The 26759-nt window shown below is 63.6% G+C and carries 24 protein-coding genes and 1 tRNA gene; 9 read left to right on the top strand and 16 right to left on the bottom strand.

Going from position 1 to position 26759, the window contains the following annotated elements; all coding sequences use genetic code 11:
- Positions 1 to 3: 3 nt before the first annotated feature.
- From rsmB to AC5P5W_RS08435, 3 genes are all read left to right on the top strand, one after another.
- The gene (rsmB, locus tag AC5P5W_RS08445) at positions 4 to 1335 is read left to right on the top strand and encodes a 16S rRNA (cytosine(967)-C(5))-methyltransferase RsmB (protein ID WP_046432737.1); all 1332 of its coding nucleotides are present in this window, start codon (positions 4 to 6) and stop codon (positions 1333 to 1335) included.
- A gap of 23 nt (positions 1336 to 1358) precedes the next feature.
- A complete protein-coding gene (locus AC5P5W_RS08440) occupies positions 1359 to 3068 on the top strand; it encodes an ArnT family glycosyltransferase (RefSeq protein WP_197574295.1) in 1710 nt (569 codons plus the stop codon).
- Positions 3069 to 3220: 152 nt separating this feature from the next.
- The gene (locus AC5P5W_RS08435) at positions 3221 to 4477 is read left to right on the top strand and encodes an O-antigen ligase family protein (protein ID WP_014648560.1); all 1257 of its coding nucleotides are present in this window, start codon (positions 3221 to 3223) and stop codon (positions 4475 to 4477) included.
- A gap of 30 nt (positions 4478 to 4507) precedes the next feature.
- Here the strand turns inward: AC5P5W_RS08435 and AC5P5W_RS08430 are convergent, their stop codons facing one another.
- Positions 4508 to 5314: a glycosyltransferase family 2 protein gene (locus AC5P5W_RS08430; protein ID WP_014648559.1), complete on the bottom strand. Its 807-nt coding sequence runs from the start codon at positions 5312 to 5314 to the stop codon at positions 4508 to 4510.
- Between AC5P5W_RS08430 and AC5P5W_RS08425 the strand changes: the two genes are divergently transcribed.
- The gene (locus tag AC5P5W_RS08425) at positions 5313 to 6371 is read left to right on the top strand and encodes a CDP-glycerol glycerophosphotransferase family protein (RefSeq protein ID WP_032958279.1); all 1059 of its coding nucleotides are present in this window, start codon (positions 5313 to 5315) and stop codon (positions 6369 to 6371) included. The two genes, AC5P5W_RS08430 and AC5P5W_RS08425, sit on opposite strands and share 2 nt — an antisense overlap.
- Before the next feature lie 97 nt (positions 6372 to 6468).
- Here the strand turns inward: AC5P5W_RS08425 and AC5P5W_RS08420 are convergent, their stop codons facing one another.
- The 4 genes from AC5P5W_RS08420 to AC5P5W_RS08405 all read right to left on the bottom strand — a co-directional run bounded on the left by AC5P5W_RS08420 (position 6469) and on the right by AC5P5W_RS08405 (position 10723).
- Positions 6469 to 8007, bottom strand: a complete 1539-nt coding sequence (locus AC5P5W_RS08420) for a PH domain-containing protein (protein ID WP_197574296.1) — start codon at positions 8005 to 8007, stop codon at positions 6469 to 6471.
- Positions 8004 to 8504: a PH domain-containing protein gene (locus tag AC5P5W_RS08415; protein ID WP_014648556.1), complete on the bottom strand. Its 501-nt coding sequence runs from the start codon at positions 8502 to 8504 to the stop codon at positions 8004 to 8006. Before AC5P5W_RS08415 ends, AC5P5W_RS08420 begins: the two co-directional genes overlap by 4 nt.
- Positions 8505 to 8578: 74 nt before the next feature.
- Positions 8579 to 9715 carry a GTP cyclohydrolase II RibA gene (ribA, locus tag AC5P5W_RS08410; protein WP_197574297.1) on the bottom strand — a complete coding sequence of 379 codons (1137 nt, stop codon included), beginning with the start codon at positions 9713 to 9715 and terminating at the stop codon, positions 8579 to 8581.
- Between the two features lie 87 nt (positions 9716 to 9802).
- Positions 9803 to 10723: a lauroyl acyltransferase gene (locus AC5P5W_RS08405; protein WP_075076439.1), complete on the bottom strand. Its 921-nt coding sequence runs from the start codon at positions 10721 to 10723 to the stop codon at positions 9803 to 9805.
- 61 nt (positions 10724 to 10784) lie between these two features.
- Here AC5P5W_RS08405 and dtd point away from each other — a divergent pair, with 61 nt between their 5' ends.
- The 3 genes from dtd (at position 10785) to AC5P5W_RS08390 (ending at position 14189) form a co-directional block, all read left to right on the top strand.
- Positions 10785 to 11225, top strand: a complete 441-nt coding sequence (gene dtd, locus AC5P5W_RS08400; RefSeq protein ID WP_014648553.1) for a D-aminoacyl-tRNA deacylase — start codon at positions 10785 to 10787, stop codon at positions 11223 to 11225.
- A gap of 90 nt (positions 11226 to 11315) precedes the next feature.
- Positions 11316 to 13169 (top strand): RNA polymerase sigma factor RpoD, encoded by a 1854-nt coding sequence (rpoD, locus tag AC5P5W_RS08395; protein ID WP_014648552.1) that lies wholly within the window; start codon positions 11316 to 11318, stop codon positions 13167 to 13169.
- Between the two features lie 944 nt (positions 13170 to 14113).
- Positions 14114 to 14189, top strand: a tRNA-Ile gene (locus AC5P5W_RS08390).
- A gap of 231 nt (positions 14190 to 14420) precedes the next feature.
- Here AC5P5W_RS08390 and AC5P5W_RS08385 read toward each other — a convergent pair.
- The 7 genes from AC5P5W_RS08385 to AC5P5W_RS08355 all read right to left on the bottom strand — a co-directional run bounded on the left by AC5P5W_RS08385 (position 14421) and on the right by AC5P5W_RS08355 (position 22782).
- Positions 14421 to 15365 (bottom strand): aldo/keto reductase family protein, encoded by a 945-nt coding sequence (locus AC5P5W_RS08385; protein ID WP_158490976.1) that lies wholly within the window; start codon positions 15363 to 15365, stop codon positions 14421 to 14423.
- A gap of 105 nt (positions 15366 to 15470) precedes the next feature.
- Positions 15471 to 15656, bottom strand: coding sequence for a hypothetical protein (locus AC5P5W_RS08380; protein WP_049404788.1), 186 nt, complete (start codon positions 15654 to 15656; stop codon positions 15471 to 15473).
- 155 nt (positions 15657 to 15811) lie between these two features.
- Entirely contained in the window at positions 15812 to 17047 is a 1236-nt protein-coding gene (locus AC5P5W_RS08375) for a radical SAM protein (protein ID WP_495221035.1), read from the bottom strand.
- Positions 17044 to 18492, bottom strand: coding sequence for a hypothetical protein (locus tag AC5P5W_RS08370; protein ID WP_495221034.1), 1449 nt, complete (start codon positions 18490 to 18492; stop codon positions 17044 to 17046). Before AC5P5W_RS08370 ends, AC5P5W_RS08375 begins: the two co-directional genes overlap by 4 nt.
- A gap of 207 nt (positions 18493 to 18699) precedes the next feature.
- Complete coding sequence (locus tag AC5P5W_RS08365; RefSeq protein WP_197574298.1) at positions 18700 to 20844, bottom strand: ABC transporter transmembrane domain-containing protein; 2145 nt, start codon at positions 20842 to 20844, stop codon at positions 18700 to 18702.
- The gene (locus tag AC5P5W_RS08360; RefSeq protein WP_080354603.1) at positions 20837 to 22120 is read right to left on the bottom strand and encodes a beta-barrel domain-containing protein; all 1284 of its coding nucleotides are present in this window, start codon (positions 22118 to 22120) and stop codon (positions 20837 to 20839) included. Before AC5P5W_RS08360 ends, AC5P5W_RS08365 begins: the two co-directional genes overlap by 8 nt.
- Positions 22121 to 22461: 341 nt before the next feature.
- Positions 22462 to 22782, bottom strand: a complete 321-nt coding sequence (locus tag AC5P5W_RS08355) for a hypothetical protein (protein WP_401729932.1) — start codon at positions 22780 to 22782, stop codon at positions 22462 to 22464.
- Between the two features lie 135 nt (positions 22783 to 22917).
- Here AC5P5W_RS08355 and AC5P5W_RS08350 point away from each other — a divergent pair, with 135 nt between their 5' ends.
- Positions 22918 to 23616 (top strand): P-loop nucleotide/nucleoside kinase family protein, encoded by a 699-nt coding sequence (locus AC5P5W_RS08350; protein ID WP_495221033.1) that lies wholly within the window; start codon positions 22918 to 22920, stop codon positions 23614 to 23616.
- A gap of 175 nt (positions 23617 to 23791) precedes the next feature.
- On the opposite strand, the gene AC5P5W_RS08345 is transcribed toward AC5P5W_RS08350, so the two are convergent.
- The 4 genes from AC5P5W_RS08345 to AC5P5W_RS08330 all read right to left on the bottom strand — a co-directional run bounded on the left by AC5P5W_RS08345 (position 23792) and on the right by AC5P5W_RS08330 (position 26180).
- Entirely contained in the window at positions 23792 to 24352 is a 561-nt protein-coding gene (locus AC5P5W_RS08345) for a fasciclin domain-containing protein (RefSeq protein ID WP_046432710.1), read from the bottom strand.
- Positions 24353 to 24529: 177 nt separating this feature from the next.
- Positions 24530 to 24781 carry a hypothetical protein gene (locus AC5P5W_RS08340; RefSeq protein WP_014648542.1) on the bottom strand — a complete coding sequence of 84 codons (252 nt, stop codon included), beginning with the start codon at positions 24779 to 24781 and terminating at the stop codon, positions 24530 to 24532.
- Between the two features lie 91 nt (positions 24782 to 24872).
- On the bottom strand, positions 24873 to 25118 hold the full coding sequence (locus AC5P5W_RS08335; protein ID WP_014648541.1) for a hypothetical protein: 246 nt from the start codon (positions 25116 to 25118) through the stop codon (positions 24873 to 24875).
- A 669-nt stretch (positions 25119 to 25787) separates the two neighbouring features.
- Complete coding sequence (locus tag AC5P5W_RS08330) at positions 25788 to 26180, bottom strand: DoxX family protein (protein WP_032958324.1); 393 nt, start codon at positions 26178 to 26180, stop codon at positions 25788 to 25790.
- A 117-nt stretch (positions 26181 to 26297) separates the two neighbouring features.
- Here AC5P5W_RS08330 and AC5P5W_RS08325 point away from each other — a divergent pair, with 117 nt between their 5' ends.
- Positions 26298 to 26717 (top strand): H-NS family nucleoid-associated regulatory protein, encoded by a 420-nt coding sequence (locus AC5P5W_RS08325; RefSeq protein ID WP_197574299.1) that lies wholly within the window; start codon positions 26298 to 26300, stop codon positions 26715 to 26717.
- The last annotated feature ends 42 nt before the right edge of the window (positions 26718 to 26759 follow it).

The following is a 26759-nucleotide window of genomic DNA, read 5'->3' as shown; positions in this document are numbered from 1 at the left end:
GCGGTGTCGAAGCAGAATGATTTCTCCGTCGCCAAGGCGGCGCCGGGCGCGGCCACCCGCATGCTGGCCGCACGCGTACTGGCGCAGGTGTTCACCCGTGGCCGCTCGCTGAAGGCGGAACTGGCCTGGGCACTGCCCAAGCTGGCCGACAGTCGTGATCGGGCCTTGCTGGAAGCGCTGTGCTTTGCAGTCCTGCGCCGCCGCAGTACCTACGACGCTGCCTTGCAGTCGTGGATGCAGAAGCCGCTGTCGGCGCGTGATGCCGACCTGCGCACGTTGCTGATGGTGGGCTTCGCGCAGCTGGACGTGCTGGAACTGCCGGCGCATGCGGCCCTGTCGGCCACGGTCGACGCCGCCCGCGCGCTGGGCCGTGAGCGCCAGGCCGGGCTGGTCAACGCGATCCTGCGCCGCGCGCAGCGCGAGGGGTTCCCGGAGCAGCCTGCGCGTGACGCCTTTCCGGCGTGGCTGGCCGATGCCGTCGAGCGCGACTGGCCGTCCCAGGCCCAGGCGATCTTTGCTGCCAGCCTGCAGCCGGCGCCGCTGTGGCTGCGTGCCAACCGCCAGCAGGGGGGGCGTGACAAGGCGCTGGCCACGCTGGCCGAGGCCGGCATTGCTGCCGAAGCCAGCCCGCTCAGCGCCGACGCGCTGCGCCTGGTGGCGCCCATCGCGGTGAACCAGTTGCCGGGGTTCGCCGACGGTGCGCTGTCGGTGCAGGACCTGTCGGCGCAATGTGCGGCGGACGCGCTGGCACCGGCGTCCGGCGCCCGCGTTCTGGACGCCTGCGCGGCACCGGGTGGCAAGTCGGCGCACCTGCTGGAGCGTGACCCGAGCCTGCGCCTGCTGGCGCTGGATATCGATGCGCGTCGCCTGGCGCGTGCCCGCGATACCTACACCCGCACCGGTGTAGGTGAGGGCGCGCAGACCCGGGTGGCCGATGCCAGCGACCCCGGTGCGTGGTGGGATGGCACACCGTTCGACGCCATCCTGCTGGATGCGCCGTGTTCGGCCACCGGCGTGATCCGCCGCCAGCCGGACGTGATGTTCCACCGCCGCGCCGAGGATATCGATGCGCTGGTCGGCGTGCAGGCCCGCCTGCTGGAGGCCTGCTGGTCGATGCTGCGCCCGGGCGGCGTGCTGCTGTACGCCACCTGTTCGATCCTGCGCGCCGAGAACATCGATCAGGTGCGGGCCTTCCTGAAGTGGCATCCGGACGCGGTGGCACAGCCGCTGGATGACAGATTCGGCCTGGACTGCGAGGGGATCGCGCGCCAGCGACTGCCGGGTGACAGCGATGCTGACGGTTTCTTTTACGCGCGTCTGCTAAAAACGGCCTGACCCCCGCTGACGTTGCGAGTCCCATGCTGAAATCCCGCGCGTCGCGCGAGACGTGGTTGTTCGTGGTGATGGCCCTGCTGGTGCTGGGGGCCGGGCTGGGCCTTCGTGATCCGTGGCCGTCGGACGAGCCGCGCTTCGCGCTGGTGGCCAAGCAGATGTTCGACAGCGGCCACTGGCTGTTCCCGCACCGCGGGACCGAGCTGTACTCGGACAAGCCGCCGATGCTGATGTGGTGGCAGGCCACGCTGTACAGCCTGGTCGGGCAGTGGCGCGTGGCCTTCCTGCTGCCGTCGCTGCTGGCGGCACTGGGCACGCTGTGGTGCGTGGTCGACCTGGGCCGGCGGCTGTGGACGCGGCGGGTGGGGCTGTATGCCGGCTGGGCGCTGCTGTTCGCGCTGCAGTTCACCTTCCAGGCGAAGAAGGCGCAGATCGATCCCCTGCTGCTGCTGTTCATCACCCTGGCCAACTACGGCCTGCTGCGCCACCTGCTGCTGGGGCCTGCCTGGCGCTGGTGGTGGCTGGGCTGGTTCTTCGCCGGCATCGGCGTGATCACCAAGGGCGTGGGCATGCTGGCGCTGCTGATGATCGTGCCCGCGGCAGTCGCCACGGCGCTGCGGTGGCCACGGGTGGGCCTGCACGCGCGCGACGCGCGCTTCTGGCTGGCGCCGCTGGCCTTCCTGCTGGCGGTGTCGTTGTGGCTGGCGCCGATGCTGCTGGCCGGCTTCGCCACCGGCTCGGACGAATATCGCGCCTACATGGACGATATCCTGTTCCAGCAGACGGCGCGGCGCTACACCCATTCCTGGGATCACCACCAGCCCGCCTGGTACTTCCTGGCGACGATGCCGCTGATGTGGATCCCGGCATTCCTGGCCCTGCCCTGGGCGATTCCGGCCTGGCGCCGCCGGCTGCAACGCCGCGACGCGCGCTATCTGCTGCCGCTGGCCTGGTGGCTGATGGTGGTGCTGTTCTTCTCGATTCCCGCCGGCAAGCGCGACGTCTACATCCTGCCGGCGCTGCCGATGTTCTGCCTGGTGCTGGCACCGCTGTTGCCGGGGTTGCTGAAGCGACGCGATGTGCAGGCCGTGGTGGGGCTGTTCACCGGCCTGCTGTCATTGGGCCTGGCCGTGGCTGGCGCGATGGCGGTGCTGGGTGACCCGGCCTTCGAGCTGCGCCTGACCCATAGCCGCGGGCTCGCCCCCGGGGCCGTCGACGCGCTGGCGTGGACGATCCTGGCGATGGGCCTGTGGGGCGGATTGAGCCTGCTGGCCTGTGGCCGTCGCCGGCAGCTTGCGCTGGTGTCGACCCTGGCGGTGGTCTGGGTGCTGTACAGCCTGGTCGGCTACCCGCTGCTGAACGATTCCAGTTCGGCCCGTGGCCTGATGCGCGCGGTCGGTACCCGCCTGGGCCCCGATGCCGAGCTGGGGCTGGTGGCCTGGAAGGAACAGCACCTGCTGCTGGCCGACCGTCCCGCAGCGACCTTCGGTTTCGAGACTGACTGGGACGAGCAGCTGGTGGCGGCCACGCGCTGGCAGCGGCTGGCGCCCGGACGCCGTTGGCTGCTGGTCCACGAGTACGCGATGCTGTCGTGCGTCGACCGCAACCGCTCCGAACTGGCCGGCGTGGCCAACCGGCGGCGCTGGTGGCTGGTGCCGGCGGCGGCGGTGACGGTGCCGTGCGTGGTCACTGCCGAGGAGCGGGAACGTGAACGGCGTTTGCAGGAACATGACTAGCCAGCACGATTTCCGCTTGTCCAGTCTGCCCAAGCGGGTCCAAAGGCAGTAAAACAGCAGGCTGGGACGGGCCGCGTTGGCCCGTCCCATTCTTCCAGCAGATTGCAGCGATACTTCCCGACGTGCCAGCTTCACCGGACAACCTGAACCTCATGGCCGGCGACCCGCTGGGCGTTCCCGTCGGTGGGCGTCACGGGGTTGCACACGGGCTGGCCCAGCTGGGGCTGTTCTGCCTGCCGGCACTGGTGCTGACCGTGCCGATCAACCTGTTGCCGTATGGTCTTCTGCTGCTGCTCAGCACCCTGCTGGCGCCGGAGCTGCTGTGGCGCGCGCGGGGCATGGCCGGCCAGCCGGTGAAAGTGCTGGTCTGGCTGATGCTGGCGGTGCTGGCGCTCGGCGTACTGTCGGTGGTGCTGTTCGAACAGGGCCTGCGTGACGTCGACAACCGTTCGCGGTTCGTGGTGATCCCATGGATCGCGCTGTGGATCTGCGCGCTGCGTCCCAGCCTGCGGTGGCTCTGGTACGGCTCGTTGACCGGCCTGCTCGCCACCTTCGTGATGTCGCTGTGGCAGGTGCTGGGCGGCGCCCCGCGCGCGGAGCTGTTCACCAACGCCATCGTGCTGGCCGACATCGTGATGGTGTTGATGGTGCTGCTGGTGTTCTGCCGGCCGTCGCGGCGCTGGTCGCTGGTGATCCTCGGCATGGCCGCCGGTTGCGGCACCATCGTGCTGACCGGCAGCCGCGGTGTGTTCGCCGCCTTGCTGGCGCTGCTGGTGGTGCTGGCGCTGAGCCTGCGCTGGCGTACCGGTGCGGCGCGCCTGTCGGTGCTGGCCGGGATGCTGGCGATCGGTGCGACGCTGCTGCTGTCGGTGCCGGAGCTGCGCCACCAGGTCCGCCTGAGCGAGCTGCACAGCGACGTGCAGCGGATGGAGCTGGGCGACAGTGATTCTTCCGCCGGTGCCCGCGTCGAGCGCCTGCAGGTAGCCTGGCAGACCTTCCTCGATCATCCGCTGGTGGGTGTTGGCATCGGTCATTTCGACAGCGCGATGCAGCGCGTGCCGGTCTGCCGGGAGAACCCGGAAGAGTTGCGCTGCCACCTGGGGCATGCCCACAACGACGTGGCCGAATGGGCGGCGACCCAGGGTGTACCGGGCCTGCTGCTGTTGCTGGCGGTGTATGGCATCCCGCTGTGGTTGTTCGTGCGCCTGCATCGCCGCAGCGGACGGGCGACCTTCCGCGGGCCGGCCGCTGCCGGCGTCATGCTGGTGATCACCTACGCGTTGTGCGGGCTGACCCAGTCGATGTTCGCGCACCAGATGACGGCCAGTTTCTACGTGACCCTGGTCGGCCTGCTGACCGGCCTGTCGATCGTCGAAGGCGCGCGCCACCGGGCGATCACCGGCTCGTGATGCGTCGGCGCGCCGGGCGGGCCCCGGCGATCAGGGGTTCGGCGGGTCGGCCACGGGCTGGCCGTTGCCCAGCATCCACAGCATGATGGTCTTCTGCCGCACGTAGTTGGCGCGCACGTAGGCGTAGACCAGGCCGTGCCAGCCGTCGCGGAAGCCGCCACGGAACACGAAGCCGCGCCAGAACCGCCAGGCCGGCGCCAGTACCAGCTTGCCCAGCGTGGCCCGCTTGCCGCGTGCGAACTCGTGCTCGGCCATCATCCGCGCGTACTTCTCGGTCTTGGCCAGCTGCTGCTGCAGGGAGCGGTACGGGTAATGGACCAGGTCGCCGCGCAGGGTGCCGACGCTGCCGTCGACGCTGGCCGCCTCGTGGATCTCGCGCTTGCCGCGCCAGCCGCCGCGGCGGCGGTCGAACAGGCGCATCACCCGGTCCGGGTAGGCGTTGCCATGGCGCAGGAACCTGCCGAAGTACTCCGACAGGCGCGCGAAGCGATAGCCGGCATGGCCGGCGAAGCCACCGTCGCGGGCCCGTTCGATGGCTGCGCGCAGTTCCGGGCTGATCCGCTCATCGGCGTCCAGGCACAGCACCCAGTCGTGGCTTGCCTGCTCGACGCAGTAGGCCTTCTGGCTACGGAAGCCATCGAACGCGCGCTGCAGCACGCGGGCGCCTGCGGCCTCGGCGATGGCCAGGGTGGCATCGGTGGAGTACGAGTCCACGACGATGATTTCGTCGCAGAAGGCCAGCGAGGCCAGGCAGTCGCCGATGCGGCCGGCCTCGTTGAACGCGATAATGCAGGCCGAGATGCGAGGCCGTTCGATGGGAGCGGTCGTGGAGGACATGATGGCCGGGTACCTGTTGTTTGCGACGGAGCGCTATGCGCTGCCTATTCTCGCCCCGTTGGCGCAGGCCTTGCACGCCTCCGGGCAGGAGGTGGCGGCCTGGTTCGAGGACGGCGCGGCCGCCAGCAGCCTGCCGGGTGTGCCCAACATCGGACTGAAACAGGCCCTGGCGATGCGGCCGCGTGCCGTGTTCAGCGCCGCCAACTGGGTGCCGACCTTCCTGTCCGGCGCCAAGGTACAGCTGTTCCATGGCTTCAACGTGGAGAAGCGCGACAGTGCGCGCGGCCACTTCCGGGTGCGCGGCATGTTCGACCTGTACTGCACGCAGGGGCCGGCCACCACCGCGCCGTTCCGTGAGATCGCCGCCCTGCAGGGCCACTTCGCCGTAGCCGAGACCGGCTGGCCGAAGCTCGACCCGCTGTTCCGCGACGACGGTGGCGAGAGCGCCGCGCTGCGCGCAGCGGCGGGCGGGCGCCCGGTGATCCTGTTCGGTTCGACCTTCACCGAGCGCCTGAGCGCAGCGCCCCACCTGCATGCGCAGATCGCCGCCGATATCGCTGGCGGTGAGCGCTACTGGCTGCTGACCCTGCACCCGAAGTGCCCACCGGAACTGTTCGAGCGCTACCGCGCGCTGGCCGGTGCCCATGCCCGCTTCATCGAGCCGGAGCAGGTGATGGCTGCGCAGCGCGCCGCCGATGTGCTGGTGTCGGACACCTCGTCGATCGTTTCGGAGTTCATCGTCCAGCACAAGCCGGTGGTGACCTTCCGCAACCGCGTGCCCAAGCCGCACATGATCGACTTCGACGACCCGGCGCAGCTGCCGGCGATGCTGCAGCGCGCGCTGCATCCCGACGCCGCGCTGCAGGCGGAGATCGTGCGCTACGCCGACGCCATCCATCCGTACCGCGATGGCCTGTCCAGCGAGCGGGTGATCGCCGCCACCGAGGATTTCCTGTCCGGTGAAATGGGCGTGCTGCGGCGCAAGCCCTTCGGCAGCTGGGTGCGCGACCTGCAGATCCGCAAGGACCTGGGATATTGGGGGCCGTCGCAGCGCTGATGCCTCGCCGACCCCGCTCGCGGTAGTGCCGGCCGCTGGCCGGCAACCTCGGGAATGTCTGCGGTTGCCGGCCAGCGGCCGGCACTACCGGTGTTGCTTACCAGCGCAGCTTGCGCCGCGCCAGCGCCGCGGCCAGCTGCTCCATCACGTGTTGCGCCTGTGCCTGCGGCAGGTAGCGCAGGGTCAACGCCACATCACCGTGCGCACCGGCCGTATCCAGCTGCAGGCTGCTGGTGCCGAGCAGCTTGTCCAGCGGTGAACGCTGCAGGCGCAGGCCCTGCACCTTGTCCAGGTCGGCCCAGCGCCACCAGCGCTTCCACCAGCCGCCGCGCACGGCCACGTAATGGGCATCCAGATACCAGCCCATGCGCGCCATCTGCCGATGTGCCACCAGCAGCGCCACCGGCAGCCAGGCCAGCACGATCAGGCCCCATGATCCCCAGCGCCAGTACGCGGCCGCTGCCAGCACCGGCACCAGCAGCAGCGCGCCCAGGCACAGCCGCCACCAGCCACGCTGCGGAATGGACTGCCATTGCGCTGGCGGCCACCGCAGTTGAGGCAACAGGTGCTGCACCAGCTGCTCGCAGCGCATTGCCGGTGCCAGCGGTGCCAGCTCGCGCAGGGCGCGGTCTTCGTCGCGCGAGGGCCCGCCGGCAGCGCTGTCGATGCGCAGCTGGCGCAGGCCGAACCAGCGATGCAGGGTGGTTTCGCGCAGCGTCCAGGCCTGGATGCGGCGACGCGCGACACTGCTGCGGGTACGGCTGAGCAGGCCGGCCGAGACGGTCAGGCGGCGATCCTGCTCGCTGAGGGTGAAGCCGTGATAGCGCAGCAGGGTCAGCACCACCGACAGCGCACGCAGCGCCAGCCAGCCCAGCAGCAAGGCTGCGGCCAGCAGCAGGAAGGCGCCGGCCACGCCGGGATGCAGGTGGCTTGCGTAGCCGAAGGCTTCCCGGCCGCCACGCTGGATGGCCGCGTCCATCACCGGCCGCGGCACGGTCTGGAACAGCACGCCGAAGGCGGCGATCGCCAATGCCCAGCCGCGGTTGGACAGCAGGCCCATGCGCACCACGTCCCAGCTCGACAGGCGTAGCAGCACCTGTTCGGTGTCGGCGTCGGTGATCGAGTGGGCGGCCACGACGTCGGCGGCCTGCGGTGCCTGCCCACGCTGGCGCACCAGTCGTTCCAGCGCCAGCGCCTGGTCCAGCTTCAGCACGCGCATTTCGGCTTCCGGACGCACGCCACCGGCCGATTCCAGGCGCAGCTCGGCCACGCCGAACAGGCGGTGCAGCGGGTTCTGCCGCACTTCCACGTTGTGGATGCGGGCGAACGGGATCTCGCGGCGGTTGCGCGCCAGCAGTCCGCTGCGCACGGTGATCGCGTCGCTGCCGATGCGGTAGCGGTAGCTGAGGTACTGCAGCACCGAGACCAGCACCAGCGCGGCAATCGCCGACAGCGGAATCAGCTGCGCCCACATCGGGTCGCGGTCACCGCGCTGGCCGAACACCAGCAGCGCCACCAGCGGCAGGAAGTAGTGGCGCAGCTGCATCAGCAGCACGAACAGCCACGACCACGGGTGCAGGCGATGGTCCTCGCCACCGGCAGGCAGCGATGCGGGCAGGGGCGGCGGCAGGCTCACAGGGCGTCGGCGTCCTGGTCGAGCTGATGGGACAGGGTGTCACGCAGGCGCTCGGCGTCGGCCTCGTCCAGGCCGCTCACGGTCACTGCGCTCATGCGGGTCCCGGCGGTGTGCACGATCAGCGTGGCCAGGCCGGCACGGCGTTCCAGCGGGCCGCGGCGCAGGTCCAGGTGCTGCACGCGCGAAATGGGGATGCGCGTTTCCAGCTGCCACATCAGGTCGCGGCGCAGGCCCAGCCCTTGGGTATCCAGCCGCCAGCGGGTGCGGGTCAAGCGCCGGTGGCCAAGCCACGCGCCGAAGACGATGCCGATCAGCAGCCCAAGGGCGGCCGTCCACAGGCCGCCGGGCAGCTCGAAGAACCACGCGGCCGCGGCCAGCGGCAGGCCCGGCACGAACAGTCCGCCGAAGGCGCCTTCCAGTGCGGCCAGGCGGGCGGCGCGCTGCGGCAGCGACTGCCAGGCATCGGCAGGCGGGGAGGTCAGGGGAACGTCGATCACGCAGGCTCCGTCAGGTGGCAGGGCGGGCGGTGGCGGCAGGGCCGCACCGCGCAGACGGTAGCAGGTCGACCGCGCTACTGGGCAGCCTGGATCAGCGCGTCCACATCCAGCATGTGGCCGGCACGATCGGCCTTGGTGCGCAGGTAGTGTTCGTTCTCGGCAGTGATCTCGCCGGTGACCGGAATGCAGTCCAGCACCTCGATGCCGGCGTTGCGCAGACGCTGTGCCTTGGTCGGGTTGTTGCTGAGCAGGGCCACGCGCGAAATGCCCAGGCCATGCAGCATCGCCACCGCACTGCCGTAGCGGCGCTCGTCGGCACCGAAGCCCAGCTGTGCATCGGCATCGATGGTGTCCAGGCCGTCGTGCTGGTAGCCGTAGGCGCGCATCTTGGCGGCGATGCCGGTGCCGCGGCCTTCCTGGTCCAGGTACAGCAGCACGCCGCCGCCCAGTTCCTTCAGCTTGCGCAGGCCGCGCCGCAGCTGGTCGCCGCAGTCGCACTTGAGTGAGCCGAACAGGTCACCGGTCAGGCACGAGGAGTGCACGCGTACCGGCACCACCGCCGACAGGTCCGGTTCGCCGACGATGATCGCGACCTGGTCGCGCTGGGCCACGCCGCCGCGGAACACCGCGAAGGTGGTCATGCCGACGTCGCGCAGCGGTACCGGCGAACGGGCGACCAGTTCGTAATCGTGGGCGGCGTGGGCCGCGCCTTCGGCCAGATCGCAGAGCGCCACTTCAGCAGCACCCTCGAAGGTGCGGTCAGCTGCATCCAGGCGCACCGCCACCATCGCCGGCAGCAGCAGGCCCAGGCGGGCCAGCTCCACCGCGCCGGCATCGAAGGCGTCGCCGGCCGTCCAGTCGTCCGGCATCGGGCCGGGCTCGCGCAGGTAGCCCAGCGAGGGCAGGGCATCGAAGGCAACCCCCGCCAGCGGCAGGCGTGCGCCTGCCGGTGCCTCCACGCCGAGCACGCGGGCGCGGGTGGCGGTCAGGAACAGGTAATGGCGCTCGCGTGCGGCAGCGGCGAAGGCAGCGAAGCTGCTGGCAGTGGCGCTGTCCAGTGCAATCACCGCCAGCCGCTGGCCCTGCCCATCGTGGAGCAGTACCGGGCGACCGGCACGCAGTTCGGCCACCGCGCGTTCGCAGCGGATCGCGGCGGGGTCGCCGAACAGGGAAGAGGCAGCAGGCATGGCGGGACAGGGGGAGGCGGACATCGCAGTCTCTATGGGGGCGCCGGCGTCGTATTCAACGTGGTGCGGCCGCCGGTCGCAGGGGCCGGATGGGCATGGGCGTGGGGGCCGTCAGTGCGGATGCTCTTCGGTCGCATACGGATCTTCCTCGCCGCTGCCCGGTGGCCGCAGCGTATAGCGCTTGTAGGTCCACTGGTACTGCGTCGGGTCGCGGCGGGCGATGCGCTCGATGCCGGCATTGAGCGCGGTGGCGGCCACCTGCGGGTCCGGATCGGCCACGGCCGGGTCGGTCGGCTCGATGTGCAGGGCGAATTCCATGTCCGGCCCGATGCGCTCGCACCAGCCATACAGCACGGTGGCGCCGGTGCGCTCGGCCAGCCGGTTGACCAGGGTCATGGTCAGCGCCTGCACGCCGAAGAACGGCACGAACACGCCATCGCCGGCCTTGGGCTGCTGGTCGGGCAGGATGCCGGTGGCGCCGCCGTCCTTGAGCACCTTGAACAGCTGGCGCACGGCCGGGCCCTCGGCGCGTACCTGCTGCACGTTCTGGCCGCCGCGCACCAGCTGCAGGAAGGCGTCGCTGGCCTCGTCTTCCGGCGGCTTGTAGACGATGGCGATCTGCCCGCGCGAGGCCAGCCACTGGTTCAGCAGCTCCCAGTTGCCGAAGTGCGGTGCGGCCACGATCACGCCCTTGCCGCTGGCCAGGGCCGCGTCGTACAGGGCTTCGCCGTGGCGCTGCTTCAGATGCAGCCGCAGGTTGTCGGCCGGCTGCCGGCTCCACAAACGCAGGGTCTCGATGGCCTGCAGCGCAGTGGAGCGCAGCAGTTCGCGGTGCAGGCGGTCGCGTGCAGGACCGTCCAGCTCCGGGTAGGCCAGTTCCAGGTTGCGCCGGGTAACGCGGCTCTCACGGGCATTGACACGAACCCACGTCCACGCCAGGGCGTGTGCGACCCCCCGCAGCAGCGGCCAGGGCAGGCGGGCGAACAGGGTGGTGGCGCGGTAGACCAGCCGGGCTTTGCGTTGCGGATTCATCGGCGCCAGTTTAGCCAAGGGCGCTGCTATCGTGGCCGGCCCCGTTCATTGGAAGCCCACGATGCTCGTCCTGATCCAGCGTGTCAGCCAGGCCGCCGTCCATGTCGACGAGGAGGTGGTGGGGCAGATCGGCCCCGGCTTGCTGGCCCTGGTCGGCATGGAACCGGGGGATAGCGAGGCCCAGCTGCGGCGGATGGCCGAACGCCTGCTGGGTTACCGGGTGTTCGCCGACGAGGCCGGGAAGATGAACCGGTCGCTGCGCGACACCGGTGGCGGCCTGCTGCTGGTCAGCCAGTTCACCCTGGCGGCCGATACCCGTTCGGGCATGCGGCCGAGTTTCACCAGCGCCGCACCGCCGGACGAGGCTGAACGCGGGTTCAATCGATTTGTCGACATCTGCCGTGAAAATCATGCGCCAGGGGTGGAAACGGGCCGGTTTGGTGCCCATATGGTCGTCAGCCTGGTCAACGACGGTCCCGTGACCTTCCTTCTCAGGCCCTAGGCCGCCGGGACCACCGCCCGGCAGGCAGGGCCCCGGGCTGGTATAATGCTACGTTCCCTATTTCTCCCTAGCCGGTGGCGCGAGCACTACATGGCCAACGAACGTCCTGCCCAATCCGAAATCAAGCAACTGATCAGCAAGGGCCTGGAACAGGGCTACCTGACCTACGCCGAAGTCAATGACCATCTGCCGGACGACATGGTCGACCCGGAACAGATCGAAGACATCATCGGCATGATCAACGGCATGGGCATCGATGTCCATGAAGTTGCGCCGGATGTGGAAACCCTGCTTCTCAACGACGGCAACACCGGTAACCGCGAAGTCGATGACACCGCGGCCGAAGAAGCTGCCGCCGCGCTGAGCGCGCTCGACACCGAAGGTGGCCGTACCACCGACCCGGTGCGCATGTACATGCGCGAAATGGGCACGGTCGAGCTGCTGACCCGCGAAGGCGAAATCGCCATCGCCAAGCGCATCGAGGAAGGCCTTTCGCAGGTCCAGGCCGCCCTGGGCCAGTTCCCGGTTTCGGTCGAATCGCTGCTGACCGACTACGAGGCCCACAAGGAAGGCAAGAAGCGCCTGGCCGAAGTGATCGTCGGCTTCAACGACCTGGCCGACGAAGAGCCGGCGCCGCCGGCGGTCGCTGCCGATGACAGCAGCGATGCCGACGCAGAAGGCGACGAGGACGAGGACGATGACGTCGAGGGTGGCGAGGAAGAAGCCGCACCGACCGGTCCGGATCCGGAGGAAGTCGCTGCGCGCATGCAGGCACTGAGCGATGCTTTCAATGCCTTCAAGAAGGCGGCGACCAAGGGCGACAAGAAGAACCTGCCGCGCCTGCGCGAAGAGATGTCGGCGGTGTTCGTCACCCTGAAGCTGCCGCTGCCGCTGACCGACGTGCTGACCAAGCAGCTGCGCGACACCATGGCGTCGATCAAGGCCCATGAGCGACGCGTGCTGAACCTGGCCACCGTCACCGCGCGCATGCCGCGCAAGGACTTCATCCGCTCCTGGGAAGGCAACCAGACCAACCTGGAGTGGGTGGAAGACGCACTGAAGCGCAAGCAGAAGTGGTCGTCGGCCCTGCGCGAAGTGAAGGACCAGATCATCGCCGAACAGCAGGCGACGATCGACATCGAGAAGCTGACCCAGCTGGACCTGGAAGAGCTGAAGGAAATCAGCCGTGCCATGGCCTACGGTGAAGCCAAGGCGCGCAAGGCCAAGAAGGAAATGGTCGAGGCCAACCTGCGCCTCGTGATCTCGATCGCCAAGAAGTACACCAACCGTGGCCTGCAGTTCCTCGACCTGATCCAGGAAGGCAACATCGGCCTGATGAAGGCCGTGGACAAGTTCGAGTACCGCCGCGGTTACAAGTTCTCGACCTACGCCACCTGGTGGATCCGCCAGGCGATCACCCGCTCGATTGCCGACCAGGCGCGCACCATCCGTATTCCGGTGCACATGATCGAGACGATCAACAAGTTGAACCGCATTTCCCGCCAGATGCTCCAGCAGTACGGCCGCGAGGCTACGCCGGAGGAGCTGGCCAAGGAAATGGACATGCCGGAAGACAAGATCCGCAAGGTGATGAAGATCGCCAAGGAGCCGATCTCGATGGAAACCCCGATCGGCGACGACGAGGATTCCCATCTGGGCGACTTCATCGAGGACACCAACGTGGAGTCCCCGATCGAGAACACCACCAACATCAACCTGTCTGAAACCGTGCGCGACGTGCTGGCCGGCCTCACCCCGAGGGAAGCCAAGGTGCTGCGCATGCGCTTCGGCATCGACATGAACACCGACCACACGCTGGAAGAAGTCGGCAAGCAGTTCGACGTGACCCGCGAGCGCATCCGCCAGATCGAAGCGAAGGCGCTGCGCAAGCTGCGTCACCCGAGCCGCTCGGAGCAGCTGCGCAGCTTCCTGGATATCGATTGATTTCCAGCGGCTGGTGAAGCGTTGAGAGAAACCCCGCCTGGTGCGGGGTTTTTCTTTTTGGGGCGTGCTTTCTGTAGAGCCGAGCCATGCTCGGCTGCTGTTCGCGATGACGTATTCGACGGGTCTTCTCAACGGGTGTCGGTTGCTTGCCGCACCTTGTGACGTAACTGGCCTGAGGATTCTTGAGGACTTCGCTGCGATTCGCTGCCGGGGGAAGTGGTCATTCAGCCGAAACCCCAAGTGCCTCAATGAAATGAGTAGCCGCATGTGAGTGATAAGCGCACGCAATGTCGCATTCACCAATTGAAGCCTCTAGCCTTCCTTCCACACAGTCCTCCTCAGGTGCTCAACACACCGTCGTAGGCGGACTGTCTGCCGCAACAGCAGGCAATCCAAGGTCAAACCGCAACTCTCGCCATTCCGGTGAGCCCAAGGGTTTCTGGCCGGGTGGCGCGCAGCCATACAAGACCCTGCAAGGGGAAAGCTGCGGGCGGCCCTACGACCGTGTTGAAGCACCCGGTCGCCTCTCTCAACAGGAGGCGGAAGAGGTTCGACGAATCGTAGGAGAGTGAGTATGGGGCTGACGGAGATTGACGGTGGGTGTGGCTGGGGTGGCTCGGGTACGCGTGGTTGCGACTTCCCCCCGTTGTTGGACTGGGACGATGTGCTGCGTGATGAACGCGAGGATCCACTGGGGTTCGCCCGACGAGCGACATTGGCATTGCTGACACAGTCGGGTGCCGGACTGCTTGCTGGCTTCGGCGGCGGCAACCAGATTGGGCTGGAAGAGGCCAGGAGGACGGTGGCGCTGTTCCACGCCCACTTGCGGCGACTGGAGTGGTTCGCGGAAGTGGCGGAGAAGCGATTGGGGCGCGTTGCTGAGACTCTTGATGCTACCGGGTAGCCGATCGAGCGCGGCCTCCACTACACTGTGAGGCTGCGCAGGGCCTATAGCTCAACGGTTAGAGCAGGGGACTCATAATCCCTTGGTTCCAGGTTCGAATCCTGGTGGGCCCACCATCGAATCAGGCACTTAGAATCATCCGCAGCGCCTTCTTCGTCAAGCCGGCGCGACCCGGTGACCGCTCGGTGACCGTTTACGCTCCGCTGCTGTCACAGTTGGCCGCGGGTTGCCCTGCATCTTCGGGCGTCCACTGCAGAGCGCTCCTGCGTGCGCGAATCCAACGCTGGATGTCGCTCTGGTATCAACGGCGGACGGATCTCTCCCGACTCCTCGGCTGGCGCATGAGATCAGCACTGACCCAGCGAGTGCAACTCCAGCCACAACTCTGGAGTGATGGAGCTCGCGACGTCTACTGATTTCAGACATTCGGCTAGTTGCGTGCCCTCCGAACAACCGAGCAGGACACTACTGACGAGCCTGTTTTGCAAGCACCACGCAATGGAAAGCTGGGCGCGAGATACTCCCAGAGCCTTGGAAATTCTCTCGATGCCTTTTGCAGCTTCGACCCATCGCAGGAATTGTGCCTCACCCGCATGATCCCTCAACGTCGTGAAGTCCCGGAAGGACAGTCTCGAGCCAGGCGGGATGCCCTGGTCGTAGCGACCAGCGAGTATGCCCTGCTTCAATGGCGACCAAGTGAGCAACCCCATGCCATATCGATCAATCAGGTCTGGTAGATCTTCCTCCACAGCTCTGGTAGCGACCAGGTTGTACTCAGGCTGCTCGACGGACGGGCCAATCAGATGATTGGAAAGAGCGAAATCATGCGCCTCCGCCACCAGTCCAGCAGGCCACTTCGACGTCCCCCAATGCAGCACCTTGCCCTGCACAATCAACGAGTGCATCGTCCATACGATCTCTCCAACACTCACATTTGCATCTTGTGAATGGCAAAGATAGATATCCAGGTACTCCAAGCCCAGCCGTGTCAGCGCAGCATCACACTCCTCCACCAGGTGCTTGCGGCCCAAACCGCGTTGAGTCGGCTTGAGCTGGTCGTCCGGCTTTGCCCCGTAGAATGCTTTGCTACAGATGGAGTAGGTGTCGCGCTGCCAGCCGGCATCTCTTATCGCACGCCCCAGCTCCGTCTGCGCCCCACCCCAGCCATAATTCTGGGCGGTATCAAACAGATTGATTCCTCTATGGTACGCCTGCGATAGCAACCTGGCGCCATCCGAATTACTCAGCCGCTGACCAACACTAAGCCAGGTGCCAAGGCTGAGTACAGACACGCTCAAGCCCGTCCTTCCAAGATATCGATATTGCATGAAAGTACCGGTAAAGACGGGGTGGCCATAGGACACCCCGTCACGCAGCAAGATTAGAAGTTGAATATCTCAGGAAAAGCTAGGCGTCTCGCACTTCTGGTCATATCCGCCGCTTTTCTGGTCGAATTTGCAATACCCACCTGTATTCTGCGCATAGGTTTCGAACCCGCCACCAGCGACGGCATCGGTCTCCTGCGGCGTCAGCAGCCGCGCGACCAATTCTTCACCCTGTGACTTCTTGTCGCTTGCATTCATCGCGAACTCCCTTCTGATTGTAGATCAACAATTGACCGCACTTCCCTTGATTTCCGTCGACCGCGGTCGGGATCGACGGGTACAACAGGCATGAGCCTCGGTGAAGCGAGAGAGCAGGATTGCCAAGCAATCACCGCTCAGGTCCAGCACACTGCTTAGATGGCGAAGGTGGGCTGCATGACCTCGTCAGCCTTCAGGCGCTCCTGAATCGCTGCCTCCGGATATCCGTTCTCGATCAGAAAATCAACTACATGTGAGTAGTACTTCTTCAGTCCAGCACAATAGACGCTTGGATTATCGAACTGTCGAGTGCGGCTAAAGCGATTCTCTAGTGCGCCCCCTCCGCATATTCTCACCCACCTGCAGTTGAAACAGTCATCGGGGAGGTTTGCTCGCGCCCGATCAAGTACCACAAGGCCTGGGTCATTGACGAAGCTATAGAGCGACGAACCGAAGATTGAGTACGAACGCTGCGAGGATCGCCACTCCAATGCGGGAATCAACGAGTCATCGCAACTCACTTCGCCCGTGCTCTGGATCACCACCACATGGGTTCGTTTGTCGAATACGTCCGTGGCCGCGGCGCGTGCAGGCGCATACTCTTGAAAGTAGCGAATTACCTTCGTTACTTCCCTCACAGAGATGTCCTGGTGGCTCAGCCACTTATTGAAGAGGCCTATCAGTAGATCTCCGTACTCGTCTGGGGTCTCTCCATCGACGAATGGTTCATCATGACTCCTGTCCGGCAACAGGAACCCCATATGACGGAACTTGAGCTCCTCAACGAAGTGATCAAATGTTTCTTCAATCGGGATGTCGCGTCCAAGCACACTTAGTACGCCGATTGCACTGATCTTTCGCTCGGCCTCCAACTCGTAAAGTCGCCCAACCGTGCGCGCGATCTTCTCATGCGATCCCTTCCCCTTATGGGTTACCCGGAATCTATCGTTGTACTCAGCCGGACCATCAAGACTGATGCCAACGGAAATACTGAACTCTGAAATCAGATCTTCCCACTCGGCCGTAAGGTGATATCCATTTGTCTGTATGCCAAGACTCAACCCGCATATGGGGGTCAACGTCTCACGCAGAGCAGAAACCAGTCCCCTGAAATCGCGAGCCCTCATGAGGGTGGGCTCCCCGCCGTGGAAGACGATATTTACATTCCTGATGCCTAGATCCTCGACGCCACGCTTGATGTAATCAGCGACGGCTGAGAATTTGTCAGGCTTCATGATCGGATCACGGCCCTTGTAGGAATCATCGCCCATGAAGAAGTAGTAACAGTAGCTGCAAGCGAGGTTGCAGCGCTCGGCGATCTTGATGATGACCTGCAGCTCATGTAGCTTCTGAATCGGGGAAGATGTGTCGCTGTTGAGTACGTCGATCATGGTCGCCCCCTTGGCGTGATTCGGGAAAGATGAAGCGGCGTGTACAGGGATCTTGGGGGGGATTGGCACGACACGATCGACCGTTTCGCAGAGCTGTCGGAGTAGTCGATGCGCACTGCTCCTCCATTCCGGCAAGCAGAAATCCATGCAGATCGAGCGTCCAACACATGCTCTCTAAAATCAAACCCATCTATTGCCGCGGGTTTTCCCCCAGGCCTCAGAGAGCTGCAGGTCTTCACTTCGGGATCAAGCACAATCACCCCGCCACCGGTAAACAGGCCGTAGTTCCCTTGGCAGTCGTTGCGTGAAACCTCTCGCATCAGTTCGGCGGCAATGCGGAACTGCTGGTCCTTGCTCAAGCCGCTGATCGCTTCGCGAAGCGCGTAGCCATTCTGGGCTAGAAGTTCGATCATGGCGTTCTGCACCGACGATCGCGCACCGAATGCCTCATTGAAGTCGGTGCGTTCATTGAAACGAGACGAGGAGTTATCCTGCAGGGTACTTTTCCAGAACGTGCCCAGAGCAGCTGCTGGATCAGAATCTGTCCGGACGAGGTTGAGGAACGTGTAGACCATCCCGCAGGAGTAGGCGAGTTGATACTTGCCCTCACTGATCAGGTCGTTCAATGGTCGCTTCCTGTACTCTGCCTGGTCGATACATGACTCTGCAGCTGCGCCCACGTCGCGCGTGATCCCTTGCTCCTTGCTCCCAGTCTCCTCCGAAAGAAACAGGCTTGCTGCCATTTCTGCCCCGCCCTCGAGCAGCATCATTCTGCTTTGCTGTGGGAGTGACTCCATCATTTGCACATCTTGATTCCATTGATGAAATGCTTCATGGGCAATGAAGTGAGATAAGTCTTTTGGAAAGCCCTTTGAGGTGTCCAGGCAACCCGCACGAAGGCCAATCAGCAGCAGTCCGGGCAATGAGCTTCCGCTGAAGTGGCAGCCCTGCTGGGTATTGGCGCCCTGCTCAAGCAAGAAGATTACAGAGCTCACGCTGTGCTGCTCAGGTCCGAGGGCACGCCCATAGAACTTCTGGGCCTTGTCCAGCCAATTCTTATACTGGCTCCTGAACACCTGTGGCACGCCTTGATCGGCCAGCATCGTTGGAACGGGTACTGGCCGCCCATCGCTGAAGAATGCGTAGCCTTCGAACACCGTCACTGGAGAGCTTGCTGGGTGCTGTGAGGCTCCTGGATCGATATCGCCACATAGGCGTTCAAACTGCGGATCGTCAGGATTGATCAGAGGCTGTAGGTTGATCATGACAGTGGAGGGCGCCAACCTGATGATCAGCGGATACTTTCTTCCCTCCGGAAGCCGGCTCCTGCTGATATCCAAGGTATAGACGTGTTCGTCCGGGCGGGCGCTCTTCGACGCTTGCCACTCCTGCAGGTTGAGTTTGGGCGTACCCAGCGAGGTCACTCGCAAGGTCGCCTTTGACATGGCTGTGTCAACCTCAAGGCCGGACGCGAGGCAATCACGCTTCCCTGCCCATGCGTTTGCCGTGGGCAGAGCCAACATGAGCAAGGTTGCCAACAGCGCCCATGGCTTTGGAGCTATGGGCACCAGTCGAATGAAAGCTTTGCCGACAGTTACGCGCATATCACCCCGTCCACAGCCACTTCCTTGAATCCTCAGACTCAGCATTGCTCAGCACTCCCGGTGCTTTATCTCGAACCGTTCGTCTGCACTTTGTATTGTCTCCAGCCGATGGGCGATCACCACCCGGGTCATGCTCGACATCTTCACGGCCGCATTGACGCGCCGCTCACACTCGAGGTCCAGATGGCTGGTTGCCTCATCCAGGACCAGCAGACGGGGGCGGCGATATAGCGCTCGAGCGAGGATCACTCGCTGCTTCTGCCCTCCAGACAGGCTGGAACCCATGTCGCCTACCAGAGTTCTGTAGCCCATTGGCATCGCCTCGATATCGTCGCTCACTGCAGCGAGCGTCGCCGCCTCCCTGATGCGCTCATCGGTTGAGTCCTGATCACCAAAACTGATGTTGTCCCCGATCGTTCCGGCGAACAGCTGATCTTCCTGCATGACTGCACCGACCAGGCCTCTGAATCGTCCGTGACCCATATCATCAATTTTCTGTCCTCCAAAGATCACCTCTCCTTCGCTAGGCTTCAGTAGGCCGAGCATGATCTTGGCGAGTGTCGTCTTGCCGCTCCCTGACACTCCAGTGATGGCGATTGAACGACCCGATTCCACTTTAAAACTACAGTTTCTCAACACCCAGGGCTCTCCGTCGGAGTAGCGGAAACTGACATTCTTGAATTCGACACTCGAATCGTCCGGCACGTGGCACGAGTCGACTCCGTCGGCGCTCTCCTGTTCGCTGAGGGCGATATCGGACAACCGTTCCGCGTGCAATCTAAGCATCCTGAAATCCACCCACTTATCCGCCAAAGAAGTAGATCTATGAATAAACATGTCTGCGAAGGCGACAAATGCAACCATCATGCCAACAGAGAACTTCTCATCCATGACCAGAGAAGCAGCTATCCAGATCAGTGCGACTCTGCCCAGGCCAAAGATAAGGCCGTTGATAATTCCGAAAGAAATATTCAGTTGCTGAATTCGGATTCCGCGGTTTATTACCTGAACCGAAGCATTGGCATAGCGTGCGCGTCGCAAATTCTGCTGATTGGCCAGCTTGATCGGAAGAATTCCTCGGATGCTTTCTAGGATTTCGCCCTGCTGGCGTGCCGCATGAACAATCTGATCTTCGTTTGCCCTCCACAACGGAGCAAAGAACACCCATCGAAGCATCGTGTAAAGTAGAAATAGGCCCGCCACCAGCGCCGCCAATCCAGGGCTGTAGAAGGTCATTATCAAAAGAACGACAAGTGACATCAGCCCGTCCAACAGTGAGCCGATGAACTGGACTGTCAGCGTACTTTGGATGATCTGGACTGAGCCAAGTCGCGAGACGATGTCACCCACCTGCCGCTTCTCAAACCAAGCCAAGGGCAGCCGGAGGAGATGCCCAACCATGTTGCTCATCCATTGCGCAGATGTTGTTGCACTGATCCAGCTGAGTAGCCAGGCGCGTAGTGCCGTGATGACAACCTGGAAGACCGCAACAATTGCGAAACCAATCGCCAGCAGCGAAAGAAGATCTCTATCAGCGGATACGATGACCTGATCCATCGTCCACTGGAGATAGAATGGTCCAATGAGAATGAATGCCTCTAGCGCCAGTGCAAGCCCCAGAACTTGGAGGCAAGCCGGCACGAGTCCCTGGATGGTACCTGCCAGTCGCCGAAGTGAAATAGATGGGGATCTGTGCGCTGGACGGAAGTCGGCGCCTGGTATGAGCTCCAAAGCGACACCGGTGAACTGGCTTGACACCTCCAGAAGATCGAGCTTTCGGACACCTCGTGCCGGATCGTGAATTACAGCCGATCGAGGGCCAATCTTGCACAGCACAACGAAATGATTCATGCCCCAATGCAGGATACAGGGCAGCTTCAATCTTGATAGGTTGCCAAGATCGAGCTTCAGCGGGCGCCCCTCCATGCCGAGTGCCGTCGCCAAATGCATCATCTGCCTCAGCGTGACGCCCTTCTGGGACGATCCGAATTTCGCCCGCATTCCCAGCATATCCACATGATGACCGTGATGCCCCGCGACCATGGCTAGACAGGCCAGTCCACATTCAGCGGTCTCTGCCTGCAGAATCAATGGCGTATCGCGACGCCACCCAAAACGGAGTTCGGCCCGCACGTCCGCTCGCGAATGTCGATCGGGGCGCCTCCGCTCTGCCGATGCGGAGCCATCAGCCATTGGAGTTTTCCTCGAACACACGTCTCTGGATGCCAAAAAGCGGCTCAAACAACCATTCGATAAGGCGTCTCCGCTCTATAAGCACATCTGCTTGTAGCGCCATCCCAGGCCGGATCGACTCCTTGATCCCATATGCGGAAACGTACTGCCGGTCCAGCTCTACATCTACTCGATAGAGTGGTCCTTGATCCGCTGGCGGTAGTCGGCCAGTCAAAGCGGAATGTTCCGCTGGCGTCAGTGCGCTTCGGGAGACGATGGATACCCTTCCGTACTGCTGACCAAATTTCTGGTACGGAAATGCCTCATAGCGGAGGATGACGCGATTGCCTGGAGCGATGAATCCAATTGCACGACTAGGAATAAGGAGCTGCGCCTGCAGCTTCGCGTCGCCAGGCAGTATCGTTATCATGGGCTGACCGGCACTCACCATTTGACCGGTCTTAACAAGTAGAGCTGCGACGACACCTCCTTGTCTCGCTCTAAACAGTGTGCCGCGTTGTAGATCGTTTTGGGCCTGCGATTGAGCTACGTCGGCAAGCTCTCGCACGATTTCGTTTCGGCGAGTTGCGTCCTCTAGCGGAAGTTTCGCCAAGGACTCCTGGGCGGCAGCAAGCTGTTGCTGGAGTTCGAGCCCCTGCCGCTGCAGTTCTGCCTTCCGGGAGCGTGCGGCACGTACCACCGCTTGCTGCCGCTGAATCTCAAATGCCGAAATGTATCCACCCTTTCCCAAAGGCTCGATCCGCTCCAAGAGCGCCTGCGAGCCTTCAACTTCCTCAGCCTGCAATGCAACCTGTTCGCCGACTTGGTCCAGCTGTCGTCGTATGAGCGATTCGCGAGCAACCAGCGCCTCTCGCTGATGCCGGGCGACAGAATCCTGGGAAACGAGATCGGCCCTGTAGCGCCCCTCCTTTTCCGCAAGCTGCTCATCAATTGATGCTCGGGTTGCACCAAGTCGAACCGTGTCCTGATCGCTTGAGATCTCCATCAGGACTTCGTCTGCCTGTATGGATTGGCCATCTTCAACATGTAGTCGCGCGACTGTTCCCGGGCTAAGAGCGGTGATATTGATCAGTCCGCTAGCGGGCACCAGTTGACCCGTCACCGTTTCTCGGCGGGTGTATTGGCCTAGGACCAGGAACAGGCCCATAGCAGTCGTTAGCAGAAGGATCAGGCAAAGCCATAGCCAGCGAGAAGGTGGTCCGGCAAGCAGGGTCTCGCCGAGGCCACTATGCTGATCTTCAGGTGAAGCCTCTCTGCGAAAGAGGTTATCTGCCACGGCATACCTCGCGCCATTGATGCACAGTCGCGATGTCGCTCAGCCTCGAAATGAGGCGATGTCCGCAATCGGTTCCGGTGGCTATGCCCCCCCCCAGCCGGGCATCTGTCGCCATTGGCGTCGGGCCTAGACCAGCCCCGCTGGTCCTTGATCGCAGCGCACGCGAAAACAGGAAATGCCCCCATCGAATTTCTCCGCCACCATCCTTGTATGCAATTTCTTTATGGAAGTATTTGCATGGCGTCAACCCCTTCGGCGTGGAGCGTGGAGCGGGGTGCATCGAAGATGGTGGCAATGCTTTGATCTCACATAGTCACCCTCGGCGTTGCGGTTTACGCAGGTCAGCGCCAAGCAGGCGAAAGGCGACACAATGGTGGGGGTGCGCTTGGATCCCCTGCATCACCAGTTGACTTGGCCGCCTGAATCCAGCCGCTACGAAAACCGAAGTGAGGTTCGGGGGAGTGATGTAGGTGGGGGGATGTATCGGCCCGTCCTGACCAGTGCTGCAATCGGCATGACATGTCAGGGGCTCCCTTCCTTACTGCCATGTGGATTGCGACACGATCAATCGTGGAGACATTGCTCTCTTTCATCGCAATCAGCATCAAATTGTCGGCCTGTTTTCGGGGGCATAACTGAGACCAGTGCAGGCAATCGTGAATGATGGCGGCCCGGCCCTACCAGCGTGTCTTGGGAGTGGCGACATGTAGGATTCTCGGGATGGACGCTCCGTCATGCACGAATCCCGCGAAATGTGGGTAGTGTGAGTGCTGGTGGGCCCACCGCAGGAATGGCACTTGGGTTCCGCCCAGGTGCTCATTTTTGTGCCGCGGGCAGAATTCACGTGGGGCAGGAGCGCGGGGTTGCCAGCGGTCCAGGTGAGCCTGATCGTCAGTGTCACGGATGTCCATGGTCATACCCCTCACCTCTGCTATCACCTCCGAAACAGCGATTGGTCTCTGATGGCCGGTCTGTCTCTGAATGCAATGAAGGATGGCTCAACCACGATGGCAACGATTTACCTGGTCGAAGGGCCCGTCGGTGCGGGCAAATCCACGTTTGTTGCCGAGCTGCGAAGTCTGCACACGGCTGCAGGATTCATTCTGGACGCGTGGTTCGTACGGCTGTACAGCCCGGACCGTCCCGCCGCCAACCTGATGGAATGGTATGCCGCAAGGAAGGCGCGTTGCATGGCGCAGATATGGATCACAGCCTGCGAAGTGCTCGATACGGGTCGCGACGTTGTACTCGAGCTGGGTCTGGTGGAGAGAGCCAGCCGCGAGAGCTTCTACGCGCAGGTCAGGAGGCGGGCTACGATCTGGCCGTGTATCTCCTGGATGCCCCACGTGACGTTCGTCGTGATCGCGTCCGCCAGCGCAATCGCGAGAAAGGCCCAACGTTTTCCATGGATGTGCCGGATGCCTTCTTTGAGTTGGCGAGCGACCATTGGGAGCCCATGGACCAAACCGAGTGCGAGATCTACGATGTCCAGGTAATCACCTGGAATCCAGGGTCTGCTTCTGGTGGATGAGGGATATCAAGGCTGCCGGGTGCTTCAGGAGCGATGCGATGGCGTGTCATCTGCCCTGCAGCCGCGATTCTGGTTCAAGGAAGGCGACAGCGGCAGCCGCCATGCGGCTGCCGCGCATGTGGACGTCCTGCTGCTTGCAACTACTTCGGCATCAACACCGTGTCGATCACGTGGATCACGCCATTGGACTGGCCGACGTCGGCGATGCTGATCCCCGCCTTGCCGCCCTTGGCATCGATGACCCACAGCTTGCCGTCATGCAGTGCGACGGTGAGGGATTCACCTTCAACGGTCTTCAGCGTCGCCTTGCCGCCGTGCTTCCTGGCATCGGCCATCAGCTGCGCTGAACTGTAATTGCCTGGCACCACGTGGTAGGTCAGGATCTTGGTCAGTTGTGCCTTGTTTTCAGGTTTCACCAGCGTATCGACCGTACCTGCGGGCAGCTTGCTGAAGGCTGCATTGGTGGGCGCGAAGACGGTGAAGGGGCCGACGCCATTGAGGGTATCGACCAGGCCCGCTGCCTTGACCGCAGCGACCAGGGTCGTGTGGTCCTTGGAGTTGATGGCGTTCTGGACGATGGTCCTGGTGGGATACATCTCCGCTCCGCCGACCATCACGGTACTGGCGGCGAAGCTCATTGAAGTGGCTGAGACGAGTACGGCGAAGCTGACTGTGGCGGCTATCCGCTGAAGGGCTTTCACGGCGCGTTCCTCTATAGGATGCCCGCAAGGCGCGGGCATCCTACATACGCGCTGGCGCGGCCCTTGGATGCAGGCAGATGCATCAGTGCGCGTTGTCGCTTGAAACGTCGCAGCGTTGTAAAAGCCGAGTGAACGACTGCCCCTGCCGGCGGCTACGCAGTACGAACTGCGCGCCGCTCAGCGGCGCGGATGGCGGATGTCGGAAGCGCAGCCAGAAAGGCGCGCGTTGCTGATGGCCTGGCGGACACCACAGCCACGGCATGACAGCACGGTTCCACCGGCAACGTGTTCCATCTCATGCTCGTCCCACACGCTCGTCGATCCGCAGGCGGTGCAGGTGGCGACGATCTGCAGTGCGCGGGCCAGGTCGCCCTGCTCCCCAGCCTTGTAGGTGAGATCGGTGATCTGAAAAATGCCGGTATGACTCATGGGAATGCCGGGGGGTGCTTGTTGACGAACGATAGGGCCCACCGGGTATCGGTCGTGTCGGTGCTGTGTTGATGGATGGTTGAAGTGCAGGCTATTCGTCGCTGCGTCGATTGAGCTCTTCAAGCCGTGCGCGGCTGACTGACTGGTGATTGCCGCAGGTTGGGCAACTGAGGGCGGCCGCACCGTCGAGATCGACAAGGCCATGGTTGGGAATGGCCCTGAACTGCCAGGAACACTTGATGCAGGAGCAATCGATTCGGGTGACCTGCAGCAGGGTGCCGTCTGCCCGCGTCACTCCCTCGACGCTGATTACGTAGAACTGTCCGATGTCACGCATGAAGATGAACGAAATCCCTGAATCCGTAGGGCGCCATCATGCTGTTTTGTGGGCCATCTGGGACAAAGGTGGCTTGGTCGAATTCTGAAGAGTTAAGAATTCGAGTGACGGTGCGGACTCGCAGCGGGACAGGTAATCCAACGCCGCGCGAGTGAGAGTTGGATACGACGACGTGAGCGCCTTCCTCAAGGTGTTCCAGAGCATTGTCGGCATGTCCCCGTCCGCATGCCGGGATCATTTCCGTATCCGGCGGCGTGCACAGGGGGAAGGCCGACGTCGGGGGGCGTGGTTGACGGGATGGTGTCGACCCATCGCCAGCATGCCGGTGTCACCGCGCGGGGTCGTCGACCACAGGCATGCTGGGCGTGCGGATGTTGATTCCGATCCCGACAGGAGATCGCATGATGCGCAGTGCTTGTGCGTTCTTCGTTCTGGCTGCATCGCAATGCGTTCGGGCATTCGCGTCCGACGCTGGCGAATCACCCAGGTCAAGACGCCGGCGCCGATCATCGATGGCCTGCAGTACAAGCGCGCCTTCAATGTGGCCGGACCCTCACAGCCGAGGGTTACGGTGCCATCGAGTACCTGCATGCACAGGGCAAGGTGATCCACACGCTGGCGCCAGAGGCCGAACTTCGCCGCTAGCGCGTGCACACTCCGAATCGAGGCTTACCCGCGCCGACCGCGCCCGTCGATGCTGTAGCGCCCGGCCCCGGTGCAGGCCAGCAGCAGGAACCCACCGGCCAGCCCCAGGTTCTTCAGGAACATGATCTGCTGGGTCTGGTCGGCGAAGTTGTGGTGGAAGATGAAAGCGGTGACCAGGCTGAAGCCCACCAGCACGATCGACACCAGCCGGGTCTGGAAGCCAAGCAGGATGCACAGGCCACTGCCGATCTCGAAGGCGACCGTTGGCCACAGCAGGATGCCGGGCACGCCCATGGCTTCCATATAGGCCTGGGTGCCGCTGAGATCGCCGAGCTTGCCCAGCCCGGAGACCAGGAACAGCGCCATCAGCAGGATGCGCGCAAGCAGGTAGGCAAGCGAATGCGATGAGGTGCTCACAGGGATGTCCTCGGGGATGGCCGACGAAGGCGATCGGAGCCCACCCGCAGTGAAGCCCGTGTCTACGCGGGGGCAAGCCGCCTTGACAGGCGCCGCGCGGCAGTAGACCTTTCCAGCATGACGATCGATATTGAATCGCTCAGCCTGCGGGAGCTGGGCGCCTTGGTGGTTGCCGCTGAACAGCGGAAGCAGCTGATTTCCAACCGCCGTCCTGCCAGCGCGGTGCGGCGTATGCTGAAAGCCGCCGCGGCGGAAGCGGGATATACCCTCGAAGAACTCTTTGGCGATGAAGCCATCGAAGCGGGCGCACCCAGCCGGAAACCGGCACGGCGCAGAACCGGCAAAGTGGCCGCCAAATACCGAGACCCGAAATACAAGCGGCTGACCTGGTCCGGCCGCGGGCGCATGCCGCGTTGGCTCGCTTCCAGGATCCAGAAGGGCCACAAGGTCACCGACTTCCTGATTCCCGGGTTGGCGCGACCGACGGCGCGCAAGGGCAGCCCGATCGGCAAGCGCACGGTCTTCAAGAAGGATTGAACCTGCCACGCTGCTACCCTGCCGGGGTCTTTGAACGAAGGA

This window comes from Stenotrophomonas sp. YJH_SMC_123, assembly GCF_059368215.1.
The sequence above is the reverse complement of the archived record's forward strand: the minus strand, read 5'-3'. Positions and strand labels throughout refer to the sequence as shown.

Coding starts and splice junctions, on each gene's coding strand:
- AC5P5W_RS08340 (WP_014648542.1), bottom strand. CDS start 24,781: ATGAGTCATACCGGCATTTTTCAGATCACCGATCTCACCTACAAGGCT.
- AC5P5W_RS08425 (WP_032958279.1), top strand. CDS start 5,313: ATGATGGCCGGGTACCTGTTGTTTGCGACGGAGCGCTATGCGCTGCCT.
- ribA (WP_197574297.1), bottom strand. CDS start 9,715: ATGTCCGCCTCCCCCTGTCCCGCCATGCCTGCTGCCTCTTCCCTGTTC.
- dtd (WP_014648553.1), top strand. CDS start 10,785: ATGCTCGTCCTGATCCAGCGTGTCAGCCAGGCCGCCGTCCATGTCGAC.
- AC5P5W_RS08325 (WP_197574299.1), top strand. CDS start 26,298: ATGACGATCGATATTGAATCGCTCAGCCTGCGGGAGCTGGGCGCCTTG.
- AC5P5W_RS08370 (WP_495221034.1), bottom strand. CDS start 18,492: ATGTCAAAGGCGACCTTGCGAGTGACCTCGCTGGGTACGCCCAAACTC.
- AC5P5W_RS08380 (WP_049404788.1), bottom strand. CDS start 15,656: ATGAATGCAAGCGACAAGAAGTCACAGGGTGAAGAATTGGTCGCGCGG.
- AC5P5W_RS08405 (WP_075076439.1), bottom strand. CDS start 10,723: ATGAATCCGCAACGCAAAGCCCGGCTGGTCTACCGCGCCACCACCCTG.
- AC5P5W_RS08335 (WP_014648541.1), bottom strand. CDS start 25,118: ATGCGTGACATCGGACAGTTCTACGTAATCAGCGTCGAGGGAGTGACG.
- AC5P5W_RS08430 (WP_014648559.1), bottom strand. CDS start 5,314: ATGTCCTCCACGACCGCTCCCATCGAACGGCCTCGCATCTCGGCCTGC.
- AC5P5W_RS08375 (WP_495221035.1), bottom strand. CDS start 17,047: ATGATCGACGTACTCAACAGCGACACATCTTCCCCGATTCAGAAGCTA.
- AC5P5W_RS08365 (WP_197574298.1), bottom strand. CDS start 20,844: ATGGCTGATGGCTCCGCATCGGCAGAGCGGAGGCGCCCCGATCGACAT.
- rpoD (WP_014648552.1), top strand. CDS start 11,316: ATGGCCAACGAACGTCCTGCCCAATCCGAAATCAAGCAACTGATCAGC.
- AC5P5W_RS08435 (WP_014648560.1), top strand. CDS start 3,221: ATGGCCGGCGACCCGCTGGGCGTTCCCGTCGGTGGGCGTCACGGGGTT.
- AC5P5W_RS08440 (WP_197574295.1), top strand. CDS start 1,359: ATGCTGAAATCCCGCGCGTCGCGCGAGACGTGGTTGTTCGTGGTGATG.